At 62.0% G+C, this 11,619-nt stretch carries 12 protein-coding genes; 7 read left to right on the forward strand and 5 right to left on the reverse strand.

The annotated features are described in order from the left end of the window. The 3 genes from HP547_RS21175 to HP547_RS21185 form a co-directional block, all read left to right on the forward strand. The coding region (locus HP547_RS21175; RefSeq protein WP_172287351.1) for an AraC family transcriptional regulator at positions 1-725 on the forward strand (725 nt) is incomplete at its 5' end. A 231-nt stretch (positions 726-956) separates the two neighbouring features. Next, complete coding sequence (locus HP547_RS21180) at positions 957-2,000, forward strand: histone deacetylase family protein (protein WP_172226003.1); 1,044 nt, start codon at positions 957-959, stop codon at positions 1,998-2,000. Further along, complete coding sequence (locus tag HP547_RS21185; RefSeq protein ID WP_172287352.1) at positions 2,000-3,103, forward strand: polyamine ABC transporter substrate-binding protein; 1,104 nt, start codon at positions 2,000-2,002, stop codon at positions 3,101-3,103. Before HP547_RS21180 ends, HP547_RS21185 begins: the two co-directional genes overlap by 1 nt. A gap of 79 nt (positions 3,104-3,182) precedes the next feature. Here the strand turns inward: HP547_RS21185 and HP547_RS21190 are convergent, their stop codons facing one another. Continuing rightward, on the reverse strand, positions 3,183-4,721 hold the full coding sequence (locus tag HP547_RS21190; RefSeq protein WP_172287353.1) for a PLP-dependent aminotransferase family protein: 1,539 nt from the start codon (positions 4,719-4,721) through the stop codon (positions 3,183-3,185). A gap of 91 nt (positions 4,722-4,812) precedes the next feature. On the opposite strand from HP547_RS21190, the gene HP547_RS21195 reads away from it, so the two are divergent. Genes HP547_RS21195 through HP547_RS21205 form a run of 3 tightly spaced genes read left to right on the forward strand, consistent with a single transcriptional unit; the run spans position 4,813 to position 6,579 of the window. Further along, entirely contained in the window at positions 4,813-5,442 is a 630-nt protein-coding gene (locus HP547_RS21195) for an FMN-binding negative transcriptional regulator (protein WP_172287354.1), read from the forward strand. A gap of 11 nt (positions 5,443-5,453) precedes the next feature. Next, positions 5,454-5,900 carry a GNAT family N-acetyltransferase gene (locus tag HP547_RS21200; RefSeq protein WP_172287355.1) on the forward strand — a complete coding sequence of 149 codons (447 nt, stop codon included), beginning with the start codon at positions 5,454-5,456 and terminating at the stop codon, positions 5,898-5,900. Between the two features lie 7 nt (positions 5,901-5,907). Next, positions 5,908-6,579 (forward strand): GNAT family N-acetyltransferase, encoded by a 672-nt coding sequence (locus HP547_RS21205; RefSeq protein WP_172287356.1) that lies wholly within the window; start codon positions 5,908-5,910, stop codon positions 6,577-6,579. Positions 6,580-6,628: 49 nt separating this feature from the next. Here HP547_RS21205 and HP547_RS21210 read toward each other — a convergent pair whose 3' ends face one another. The 3 genes from HP547_RS21210 to HP547_RS21220 all read right to left on the reverse strand — a co-directional run bounded on the left by HP547_RS21210 (position 6,629) and on the right by HP547_RS21220 (position 10,348). Continuing rightward, positions 6,629-6,907: a helix-turn-helix transcriptional regulator gene (locus tag HP547_RS21210; protein ID WP_172226018.1), complete on the reverse strand. Its 279-nt coding sequence runs from the start codon at positions 6,905-6,907 to the stop codon at positions 6,629-6,631. A 205-nt stretch (positions 6,908-7,112) separates the two neighbouring features. Beyond that, positions 7,113-8,921 carry a sodium-extruding oxaloacetate decarboxylase subunit alpha gene (oadA, locus tag HP547_RS21215; RefSeq protein WP_172225986.1) on the reverse strand — a complete coding sequence of 603 codons (1,809 nt, stop codon included), beginning with the start codon at positions 8,919-8,921 and terminating at the stop codon, positions 7,113-7,115. An 11-nt stretch (positions 8,922-8,932) separates the two neighbouring features. Next, a complete protein-coding gene (locus HP547_RS21220; protein WP_172225984.1) occupies positions 8,933-10,348 on the reverse strand; it encodes an acetyl-CoA carboxylase biotin carboxylase subunit in 1,416 nt (471 codons plus the stop codon). Between the two features lie 189 nt (positions 10,349-10,537). Here HP547_RS21220 and HP547_RS21225 point away from each other — a divergent pair, with 189 nt between their 5' ends. Further along, complete coding sequence (locus HP547_RS21225) at positions 10,538-11,500, forward strand: LysR family transcriptional regulator (protein WP_172225981.1); 963 nt, start codon at positions 10,538-10,540, stop codon at positions 11,498-11,500. On the opposite strand, the gene HP547_RS29995 is transcribed toward HP547_RS21225, so the two are convergent. Further along, a partial coding sequence (locus tag HP547_RS29995) for a PA3496 family putative envelope integrity protein (RefSeq protein ID WP_372242913.1) occupies positions 11,442-11,619 on the reverse strand: 178 nt, incomplete at its 5' end. The genes HP547_RS21225 and HP547_RS29995 overlap by 59 nt on opposite strands.

Genomic DNA, 11,619 nt, shown 5'->3' on the forward strand with positions numbered 1-11,619 from the left:
CCACTTTGGGTGACGCCCTGCGCCTGGCGCTGCAGTATCCGGCACTGCTGGGAACAGTTTTCAAGCTGCGCTTGCTCGACGATGGCCAGCGCGTCTGGTTAAGCGCCAGCGATTACCACGACAGCGCAGCGCTTGGCGCTTTCAACGCCGAATTCTGCCTGGTGTCGCTGAAAATCATCTGCGACGACCTGCTTGGCTGCCCGCTGCCGCTGCTGGGTGCGCGTTTCGAACACGCCCGGCCCGGCTACCACGCGCTTTATGACGGTGCATTCCAGTGCGCGATCGGTTTCGACGCAGAGGACAATGCCTTCGCCTTCGAGCGGCGCTGGCTGGACATGCCGCTGCCACTGGCCGACCCGATTACCCACAAGGCCATGAGCGAACGTTGCCGGCGGCTGAACCTTGAGTTCACCGGCCGCCAGGCCTGGCTGGGGCGTATTCGTCAATTGCTGGCGCAGCAACTGGACGCCGCACCTGGGCTGGAAGGGTTGGCGCGGCAGATGAATTGTTCTTCCCGCACGCTGCGGCGGCATTTGCAGGCATTGGGCAGCAGTTATCAACAGCTGCTGGATGAACTGAGGTTCGAGCGGGCCAAGCAGTTGCTGGCCGATGAGCAGATGCCGATCTACCGGATTGCCGAGACTTTGGGGTTCAGCGAGACGGCCAGTTTCCGGCATGCCTTCCAGCGCTGGAGTGGTGTGGCACCCAGCCACTTCCGCGGTTGACCTGTCCCGCCCCTTCGCGGGTGAACCCGCTCCCACAGGTATTGCACCAGCCTTGGGTGCGGCACCAAACCGTGTGGGAGCGGGTTCACCCGCGAAGAGGCCAGTACAGGTCAACAACAATCCGGCCACAGCGCTTGGCCACATCGATCCCCTTTTGGCCGTTTGCGTCGTTCTCCATAACTGACCGGCACATGACAATGGGCCCACGCCAGTACCCACCGGAGAACAACAATGCTGACGATCTATTCCGATGACCATCGCCTGCACCACGGCCGCTGCGAGCTGATCGACGGCAAGCTGATGCCCTGCTTCGAAATGCCTTCGCGCGCCGACCATGTGCTGGAGCAGGTGAAACAGCGCAACCTTGGTGATATCCAGGGCCCCACCGACTTTGGCCGCTCGCCCTTGTTGCGGGTCCACAGCGCAGATTATCTGGACTTCTTCGAAGGCGCCTGGGCACGCTGGGCCGCACTCGGCCACGAGGGCGACCTGTTGCCGTTCACCTGGCCAGCACGCACCCTGCGCCAGGTAAAACCTACCGGCCTGCACGGTGAACTGGGCTATTACAGCTTCGATGCCGGCGCGCCGATCACCGCCGGTACCTGGCGGGCCGCCTACAGCGCTGCTCAGGTAGCCCTCACTGCCCAGGCGGCCATCGAGCAAGGCGCGCATTCGGCCTTCGCCCTGTGCCGCCCGCCAGGGCACCACGCCGCTGGCGAAGTCATGGGCGGATACTGCTATCTGAACAACGCCGCCATCGCCGCCCAGGCCTTCCTCGACCAGGGCCGGAACAAGGTCGCCATCCTCGACGTCGACTATCACCACGGCAACGGCACCCAGGACATCTTCTACCAGCGCAACGACGTGTTTTTCGCCTCGATCCATGGCGACCCGCAGGCCGAGTTCCCGTTTTTCCTGGGCTACGCCGACGAGACAGGCGAAGGCGCCGGCGAAGGTTTCAACATCAACTACCCCTTGCCCGCTGGCAGCGACTGGGCGGCCTGGAGCGCTGCGCTGGAGCAAGCCTGCCAACGCATCGCCAGCTATGACGCCGACGTGCTGGTGATCTCGCTGGGCGTGGACACCTTCAAGGACGACCCGATCTCGCAATTCAAGCTGGACAGCCCGGACTACCTGGAAATGGGCAAGCGCATCGCCGAGCTCGGCAAGCCGACCCTGTTCGTGATGGAAGGCGGCTACGCTGTGGAAGAAATCGGTATCAACGCGGTCAATGTGCTGGACGGTTTCCAGCGCGCCCAGCCAGGAGCCCGGTAATGGTCCGACTCAAGCGTCTGCTCACCCCGTTCATCGCTGCCACCCTGTTCACCGGTGCCCTGCACGCTCAGGCCGAGCAGCGCACCCTGCGTGTATATAACTGGTTCGATTACATCACCCCGCAGACCTTGACCGACTTCAAGAAGGACAGCGGCGTCAAGCTGGTGTACGACATCTTCGACACCAACGAAGCGCTGGAAGCCAAGCTGCTGACCGGCAACTCCGGTTATGACGTGGTGGTGCCGTCCAACGTGTTCCTGGCCAAGCAGATCGAAGCCGGGGTGTTCCAGCCGCTGGACCGCAGCAAGCTGCCCAACTGGCAACACCTGGACCCGGCACTGATGAAGCTGATCGAGGCCAACGACCCCGGCAACAAATTTGCGGTGCCCTACATGTATGGCACCGTGCTGATCGGCTTCAACCCGGCCAAGGTCAAGGCTGCGCTCGGCGACAACGCCCCGGTGGACAGCTGGGACCTGATCTTCAAGGAAGAGAACATCGCCAAGCTCAAGCAATGCGGTGTGGCACTGCTCGACTCACCCTCGGAGATTCTGCCACTGGCTTTGCAGTACCTGGGCTTGCCGCCCAACAGCGACAAACCGGCAGACTACAAGCAAGCCGAGGCGTTGATGCTGAAGATTCGCCCGCATATCACCTACTTCCACTCTTCCAAGTACATGGCAGACATCGCCAATGGCGATATTTGTGTAGCGGTGGGCTACAGCGGCAGCTTCTCCCAGGCCGCCAACCGTGCCCGCGAAGCCAAGAATGGCGTGGTAGTCGATATGCGCCTGCCAAAGGAAGGTGCACCGATCTGGTTCGACATGCTGGCGATTCCGAAGAACGCGGCCAACCCGGAAGATGCCCATGAATTCATCAATTACCTGCTGCGGCCCGAGGTGATTGCGCCGATCAGCGACTTTGTCGGGTATCCGAACCCCAACAAGGATGCGACCGACAAGGTGAACCCGGCGATTCGCAACAACCCCAACCTGTATCCGACGGCAGAGGCGATGGCCAAGCTTTATACCCTCAAGCCTTTGGCGCGGGATGCAGAGCGGGCCAGGACTCGGGCTTGGACGCGGATCAAATCCGGGACCTGAGTTGGATCTTCGCCGGTGAACACGCTCCCACAGGATCTGCGTCGCGTCTGAGGCCGGCGCAGTACCTGTGGGAGCGGGTTCACCCGCGAAGAGGCCGCCAAGCCTTGCGCAATTTCATCATGGCCTCGGCAATTTCCCCCTCCGGTACCGCGGCAAACCCGAGCACCAGCCCCGCGCGCTTATCCACAGGCACATCGCTGTTCGCCAACCAGAAATTGCTCAGCGGCGTCACCTCCACCCCCATCGCTTCCGCCTGGGCCACCAACTCCTGCTCCCGCGCAAAGTTATCCACATCAACCTTTACATGTAGCCCGGCCGCCACTTCCGGCATGCCGCCCAACCCCGGAATATCCTCAGGCCAACCCGCCTTGAGCACATTGCGCCGGCTCAACGCCGCCTTGCGCATACGGCGGATATGCCGCTGGAAGTGCCCCCTGGCCATGAACTCGGCCATTACGCACTGGCTGCTGACCTCCGAATGCCGCACCGCCAGCGCTTTGCCCTGGCTGAATGCCTGCACCAGGCGCGGCGGCAACACCAGATAGCCCAGTCGCAACGCCGGGAAGGCGATCTTGCCGAAGGTGCCAACATATAAAACACGCCCATGTCGGTCGAGAGCCGCCAGCGGGGCCAAGGGAGCGCCGCTGTAACGGTACTCGCCATCGTAGTCGTCTTCGATAATCCAGCCATCGCTTTGCTCGGCCCATGCCAGCAACTGAAGACGGCGCGCCAGACTCATGGTGACCCCGGTCGGATACTGGTGGGCCGGCGTGACATAGGCCAGCCGGCAATCTTCAAGCTGCGCGAGCTGGCGACAGTCCATCCCGTCTTCGTCCACCGCCACGCCATGCAACTTGCCACCGACCAGCGCAAAGGCGTGTCCGGCCGCGCGGTAGCCTGGGTTTTCCACAGCCACCCCGTCGCCAGGCTGCAGCAGCAGCTGTGCACAAAGGCTGATGGCCTGCTGCGCGCCACTGGTGATCACAATTTGCTCAGCCGTGCAGCTCAGCCCCCGCGAACGGCGCAGGTAAGCCGCGATCAGCTCGCGCAACGCAGGCTCACCTGCCGGGTCACCGTAGCCCAGCTGCGCTGGTGACGGATTACGCCAGAAACCCGCCTGCAGCTTGGCCCAGACATCGAACGGGAACAGGTCGAACGCGGGGATGCCGACGCGAAAAGCACGCGGGGCAGCGCTTTTCGGCGAAGGTAAATGATGATTTTTCAGACGCTGCAACGGCTCGCTGATGCGTCTATTGCTGGATAAATACTCAGTATTTTTCGGGTTAAATGTGGATAACCCTGTTGATAAACCCAGGGATAACCCTGTGGATAGTTGTGTGGATAGTTTCGGAAGGCGGCTGACGTAAGTGCCGTCACCTACCCGGCTTTCAATGTACCCCTCGGCATACAGCTGGTCATAGGCACGCACCACGCTGTTGCGTGACAGCGCCAGCATCGCGGCCAGGTCCCGGCTGGCCGGCAGCCGCGTGCCGCTGCTCAGCCGCCCGTCCAGTACCCGCGCACGCAGCGCCTGGTACAACTGCTGGCTTAGCCCGCGGCGGCGATCCAAGGCAATCCCGGCAGGGTCGAAAGGCAGTATGAGGGGGCGCTCGCTCATGGCATTGGACCTATCAAAACAGGCAGTAATGGCTCTTACCCAGAACCAATAGCCTGCCTAGGATAGAGCCATTCGACAAGGGACTCGACACATGTACAACAGCAAGCCGCACCAGGAACACGACCTCGGTCGCCTGCACCAGCACATGCTGGACACCCGCCTGGCGGTTCTGGTCAGCCAAGGCGAACAGGGCCTGCTGGCCACCCACCTGCCGGTGCTGGTCGACACCGCCGAAGGCGAATACGGCACCGTCTATGCCCACCTGGCGCGGGCCAACCGCCAGTGGCAGGACCTGGCGCAGGGTGGCGAAGCCCTGCTGGTGTTCCCCGGTGCCGATGCCTACGTCAGCCCCGGCTACTATCCGAGCAAGGCCGAGAACCCCAAGGTGGTGCCAACCTGGAACTACCTGGCCGTGCACGCCTATGGCCCGGCCGAAGTGATCGACGATGCCGCGCCGCTGCTGGCTATCGTCAGCCGCCTGACCGATCGCCACGAACAAGGCCGCAGCGCCCCGTGGAGCGTCACCGACGCCCCTGCTGATTATATTGACGGCATGCTTCGCGCCATCGTCGGCATCCGCCTGCCCATCACCCGCCTGCAAGGTGCACGCAAGCTCAGCCAGAACCGCGCCGGGCAAGACATCGCCGGTGTACGCGAAGGCCTCGGCGCCAGCCCCGATCCACTGGACAACCAACTCGCGGCGCTCATGCGCCAGCTCTGAAGAATAGCCCCATGCCCAGCGTTACCCTGCGCCCCGTTACCCCCCAAGACCATGCTGCCTGGCTCGGCTTGTGGCAGGCCTACCTGCATTTCTATGCAACCGAGCTGGCCGATGAGGTCAGCCTGAGCACCTGGCAACGCCTGCTCGACCCGAACGAACCAACCCATTCGACCCTGGCCTGGGTGGATGGCAAGGCGGTGGGGATGGTCAACTTCATCTACCATCGTTCCAACTGGAGCATCGAGAATTCCTGCTACCTGCAGGACCTGTACGTGGACGAGACGCAGCGCGGCCTGGGTATCGGCCGCCAGCTGATCGAGCACGTCTACGCCACTGCCAAGGCCGACAGTTGCATCAAGGTGCACTGGCTGACCCACGAGACCAACGCCACCGCCATCAGCCTGTATCAGCAGGTTGCCGAGCGATCGGGCTTCATCCAATTCCGCAAAGGGTTGTAAGCCGAACATGACTGACGCATTGCACTGGAAACCCGCTGCCGTACCTCGAGCCGAGCCCATTGAGGGCCGCTTCATTCGCCTGGAAAAGCTCGACCCTGTGCGCCATGGCGACGACCTCTGGGAGGCGCTGCAGGGGCCGGCATCCGACCCTGTGCTGTGGGACTACCTGCCCTATGGCCCATTCACCGAGCGTGGCGCCTTCGACCGCTGGCTGGAAGGCAATGCCGCCGGCCTCGACCCGCTGTTCTATACCGTCATGGACCGCGCCACCGGCCAGGCCCAGGGCATTCTCAGCCTGATGTCGATTGTGCCCGACCATGGCCGCATCGAAATCGGCCACATCGCCTTCGGCGCCGCCATGCAACGTACGCCCAAGGGCACCGAGGCGGTGTACCTGCTGGGCAAGCTGGGTTTCGAACTGGGTAACCGCCGGCTGGAATGGAAGTGCAACAACGCCAACGCCCGCTCCAAGCGGGCGGCGGAGCGGTTTGGCTTCGAGTTCGAGGGCGTGTTCCGCAAGCACCTGGTGGTCAAGGACCATAACCGCGATACGGCGTGGTATTCGATTACCGATGATGAGTGGCCGCAGGTGGCGGCAGGGTTCGAGCGGTGGTTGAGCGATGCCAACCAGCGGCCTGAAGGTCAGGTACACACCCTTGAGGCATGCCGGATAGGCTGATATTGACCACGGATCACGGGCCAGCAGGCCTGTGATCCGTATGAAGATACTACCTGACCTTGGTGGCGCGCCTGACCACGCCCATCTGTAAACCGAATGGCTTGAATACAGCGTTCAATGACTTGAGCGTGGGGTTACCATCCCCCTGCTCGATCTGAATCAGCGTACGCACTGAAACCTTGCACATCCGCGCGAACTGAGTCTGCTGCATTTTCGCCACCTCCACGCGTAGCCGTCGCACGGCTGCCCCCAACTCAAGGCTCCCCTCGGCGATACCTTCGCGCACGCCATCGATCAGCAGCCCGCGGGCGTCGATGGAAACCGTCATGCCAACCCCCACTCCGCCATTCGGCGCTCAAGCTTGCCCAGCGCAATCGCCGGGTGATTCATCACTGCATCCGGGAAAATTTCTGCATTTTAATGCAGATGTAAACCAACCATCAGTATCAAATCTGCAATAAAATGCATCAGCACGAAAAAAAAGGGGAGCATTCGCTCCCCAGAGGTAAACCGCTTGTAGATGAAGGCTTCTGTCAGCCCTCGATCTCGATCAGGATCTCACCCGGCGTCACACGGTCGCCCTTGGCCACGTGGATGGCCACAACCTTGCCGGCAATGGCTGCCTGCACTTCGGTCTCCATCTTCATGGCTTCGGTAATCAGCACGGCCTGGCCGGCCTTGACCGAGTCGCCTTCCTTGACCAGGACATCGACGATGTTGCCTGGCATGTTGGTGGTCACATGGCCCGGGGCGCTGGCCTGCTTGCGCTTGCTGCCGCCGCCGCCGACGAATTCGTTGAGTGGCTCGAACACCACTTCCTCCGGCATGCCGTCGATCGACAGGTAGAAGTGACGCTTGCCTTCGGCCTTCACGCCCACACCGGTGATGTCGACGCGATAGGTTTCGCCGTGCACGTCGATGACGAATTCGGTCGGCACGCCTTCACCGCCCGGGGCAGCCACCGCGCCAGCTTCCGGAATCGGCAGCAGGGCTTCCGGGGTGAGGGTGCCGGCTTCGCGTTCTTCGAGGAACTTGCGGCCAATGTCAGGGAACATGGCGTAGGTCAGCACATCCTCTTCACAACGGGCCAAGGCGCCGATATCGCCGCGCAACTTGGTCATTTCCGGCTTCAGCAGGTCGGCCGGGCGCACATCGATCACTTCTTCGCTGCCGATCGCCTGACGACGCAGCTGTTCACTGACCACGCCAGGAGCCTTGCCGTAACCGCCTTGCAGGTACAGCTTCACCTCGTTGGTGATGGTCTTGTAGCGCTCGCCCGCCAGCACGTTGAAGAACGCCTGGGTACCGACGATCTGCGAAGTGGGGGTAACCAGCGGCGGGAAGCCGAGGTCTTCGCGAACGCGCGGGATCTCAGCCAGCACTTCGTTCATGCGGTTGAGGGCGCCCTGCTCCTTGAGCTGGTTGGCCAGGTTGGAAATCATCCCGCCCGGCACCTGGTTGACCTGCACACGGGTGTCGACAGTGGTGAATTCACTTTCGAACTGGTGGTACTTCTTGCGCACGGCATAGAAGTACAAGCCGATTTCCTGCAGCAGCTCCAGGTCCAGGCCGGTGTCGAACTCGCTGCCCTTGAGCGCGGCAACCATCGACTCGGTACCCGGGTGGCTGGTGCCCCAGGCGAAGCTGGAGATAGCGGTGTCGATGTGGTCGGCACCGTTTTCCACCGCTTTCAGCTGGCACATGGCAGCCAGGCCGGCGGTGTCGTGGGAGTGGATGAACACCGGCAACGATTGCTCGGCTTTCAGCGCCTTGACCAGTTCACCAGTGGCAAATGGTGTCAGCAGGCCGGCCATGTCCTTGATCGCGACCGAATCGCAACCCATGGCTTCCATCTGCTTGGCCTGGTTCACGAAGGCGTCGATTGTGTGCACGGGGCTGGTGGTGTAGGCGATGGTGCCCTGGGCGTGCTTGCCGGCAGCCTTGACGGCCTCGATGGCTACCCGCAGGTTACGCACGTCGTTCATGGCGTCGAAGATACGGAACACATCGATGCCGTTGACCGCAGCCTTGGCAACGAAGGCTTTGACCACGTCGTCGCTGTAGTGGCGGTAGCCCAGCAGGTTCTGGCCGCGCAGCAGCATTTGCAGGCGGGTGTTGGGCAGCGCCGCACGCAGTTTGCGCAGGCGCTCCCATGGGTCTTCCTTGAGGAAGCGCACGCAGGCATCGAAGGTGGCGCCGCCCCAGACTTCCAGCGACCAGTAGCCGACCTTGTCGAGCTTTTCGCAGATCGGGAGCATGTCTTCGGTACGCATGCGGGTAGCCAGCAGGGACTGGTGGGCGTCGCGCAGGATCGTGTCGGTTACGTGAATTTTCTTGGACATTATGGGGTTCCTCACAGGCCTGCGTGGGCGGCGATGGCGGCGGCGATGGCCAGGGCCAGCTCTTCGGGTTTGCGCTTGATCGAGTAGTTGGTCAGTTCAGGGTGGCTTTCAACGAAGCTGGTGTTGAACTGGCCGCTACGGAATTCCGGATTGCGCAGGATTTCCTGGTAGTACGCGGCGGTGGTCTTCACCCCTTGCACGCGCATGTCGTCCAGGGCCCGCAGGCCGCGGTCCATGGCTTCTTCCCAGGTCAGCGCCCACACCACCAGCTTCAGGCACATGGAGTCGTAGAACGGCGGAATGGTGTAGCCGGTGTAGATCGCCGTATCGGTGCGCACGCCCGGGCCGCCGGGGGCGTAGTAACGGGTGATCTTGCCGAAGCTGGGCAGGAAGTTGTTTTTCGGGTCTTCGGCGTTGATGCGGAACTGCAGCGCATAGCCGCGGTGCTGGATGTCTTCCTGCTTCACCGACAGCGGCAGGCCCGATGCAATGCGGATCTGCTCGCGGACGATGTCGATACCGGTGATTTCCTCGGTGATGGTGTGCTCCACCTGCACCCGGGTGTTCATTTCCATGAAGTACACCTCGCCATCGGCGAGCAGGAACTCCACGGTACCGGCGTTCTCGTAGTTGACCGCCTTGGCCGCACGCACCGCCAGGTCGCCGATGTAGGCGCGCTGCTCGGGGGTAAGCTGTGGGCTCGGAGCGATTTCGACGAGCTTCTGGTTACGGCGCTGGATCGAGCAGTCGCGCTCGAACAGGTGCACCACATTGCCGAAGCTGTCACCGAGGATCTGCGCCTCGATGTGTTTGGGGTTGACGATGCACTTTTCCAGGAACACTTCGGCCGAGCCAAAGGCCTTGGTGGCTTCGGATATCACCCGCGGGAAGTTCTGTTCCAGTTCTTCGCGGCTGTTGCAACGACGAATACCGCGGCCGCCACCCCCGGAGGTAGCTTTCAGCATCACCGGATAACCGATGCGCTCGCCTTCGCTGAGGGCTTCGTGGATGTCGGCAACGTTGCCTTCGGTACCTGGTGTAACCGGCACACCGGCGGCGATCATGGTGCGGCGTGCTTCGGTCTTGTCGCCCATGCGACGAATGACGTCGGCGGCCGGGCCGATGAACTTGATCCCGCGCTCGGCGCAAATCTCTGCCAGTTCAGCGTTTTCCGACAGGAAACCATAGCCAGGGTGCAGGGCATCACAGCCGGTTTCCACAGCCAGGTTCACCAGCTTGCGCGGGTTCAGGTAACCGGCCAGCGGTTCTTCACCAATGCTATGAGCTTCGTCGGCGCGCTTGACGTGCAAGGCATGCCGGTCGGCGTCGGAATAGATCGCTACCGAGCGAATGCCCATCTCGGCGCAGGCACGCACGATCCGAACTGCAATTTCACCTCGGTTGGCGATCAGGATTTTTTTTATCACTGGAGTCTTCCCAAAGCCGTAGGAACAGTCGAGCCGGTTCTACCGGTCGGCGCGTGACCAAGCATTGCTGGCCAGTCGCGTATTCACCCTAGCGCTGTAGGTCGATAAACAAAAATCAATATTTGTTAGGGGCTGTATTAGCAAAAGCTTATAGTTCGGTAACAGGGTGTTGCCAATGAGCTGAAAAAAATGCGTAAGTCCTTGATGCGTATGACATTGCGTCAATTGCAGATCTTCAACGAGGTGTGCGATTTGCGCTCATACAGCCGCGCGGCGGAGGAAATGGCGCTGACACAACCCGCCGTCAGCCTGCAGATCCGCCAGCTTGAAGAGCTGATCGGCCAGCCGCTGTTCGAGTACATCGGTAAAAAGCTTTATCTGACGGAAGCGGCCGAGGCCCTGCAGCGCGCCAGCCGCGACATCTTCGGGCGCCTGGAGAGCCTGGACATGCAACTGTCGGACATGCAGGGCTCACTGCAAGGGCAGCTGAAGCTGGCGATCGAGTCCAGTGCCAAGTACTTCGTGCCACACCTGTTCGCCGCCTTCAAGCAACGTCACCCGGAGGTCAACCTGACCTTGACGGTGGTCAACCGCGCCCAGGCCATCCGCCGCCTGTCCGACAACCGCGACGACCTGATCATCATGTCCATGGTGCCGCAGGACATGGGTCTGGAATTTTTGCCGTTTCTGAATAACCCGATCATTGCCGTGGCCCCGCCCGAGCACCCGCTCTGCAAGCTGGAGCAGCTGCGCCTGCAGGACCTGGAGCCTCATACCCTGCTGGTCCGCGAGCAAGGCTCGGGCACACGCAAAGCCTGCGAAGAGTACTTCAAGGACAAGCGCGTGCACTTCACCCAGACTCTGGAAGTGGCCTCGGCCGATGCCCAGCGCGAGTGCGTGATCGCAGGCCTTGGTATCGCCCTGCTGACCCGCCATGCGGTCAACCTGGAACTGGCCACCGGGGCGCTGAAGGAGCTGCCGGTGGAAGAACTGCCGCTGTACCGCAGCTGGTGCGTGGTACAGGCCAAGGCCAAACGGCAGTCACCGGTGGCCTTGGCTTTCCTGGCATTCATCCGCGGCGAACGTGCATTGATCAGTGCGCTTGTTGAGCGTTTTTCGGGGAAGTTGCTGCCGACGCCTGCCACACAGTGAGCTCTTGCAGCTCAGGGTAGTCCACCAGGTCGCGCAGCAGTTGACGTTGGTCGCAATAGCTCTCGATCGCCCGGCGGTATTCCATGCGGCGCTGATCCTTTTCCTGCTGCTTGCGAGCC

This window comes from Pseudomonas sp. CM27 (genome assembly GCF_013179515.1).
GTDB lineage: Bacteria > Pseudomonadota > Gammaproteobacteria > Pseudomonadales > Pseudomonadaceae > Aquipseudomonas.

Excerpts from the sequence above, each read along its gene's own strand:
- HP547_RS21200 (WP_172287355.1), top strand. The coding sequence starts at position 5,454 with ATGCCCAGCGTTACCCTGCGCCCCGTTACCCCCCAAGACCATGCTGCC.
- oadA (WP_172225986.1), bottom strand. The coding sequence starts at position 8,921 with ATGTCCAAGAAAATTCACGTAACCGACACGATCCTGCGCGACGCCCAC.
- HP547_RS21180 (WP_172226003.1), top strand. The coding sequence starts at position 957 with ATGCTGACGATCTATTCCGATGACCATCGCCTGCACCACGGCCGCTGC.
- HP547_RS21185 (WP_172287352.1), top strand. The coding sequence starts at position 2,000 with ATGGTCCGACTCAAGCGTCTGCTCACCCCGTTCATCGCTGCCACCCTG.
- HP547_RS21195 (WP_172287354.1), top strand. The coding sequence starts at position 4,813 with ATGTACAACAGCAAGCCGCACCAGGAACACGACCTCGGTCGCCTGCAC.
- HP547_RS21205 (WP_172287356.1), top strand. The coding sequence starts at position 5,908 with ATGACTGACGCATTGCACTGGAAACCCGCTGCCGTACCTCGAGCCGAG.
- HP547_RS21225 (WP_172225981.1), top strand. The coding sequence starts at position 10,538 with ATGCGTAAGTCCTTGATGCGTATGACATTGCGTCAATTGCAGATCTTC.
- HP547_RS21190 (WP_172287353.1), bottom strand. The coding sequence starts at position 4,721 with ATGAGCGAGCGCCCCCTCATACTGCCTTTCGACCCTGCCGGGATTGCC.
- HP547_RS21210 (WP_172226018.1), bottom strand. The coding sequence starts at position 6,907 with ATGACGGTTTCCATCGACGCCCGCGGGCTGCTGATCGATGGCGTGCGC.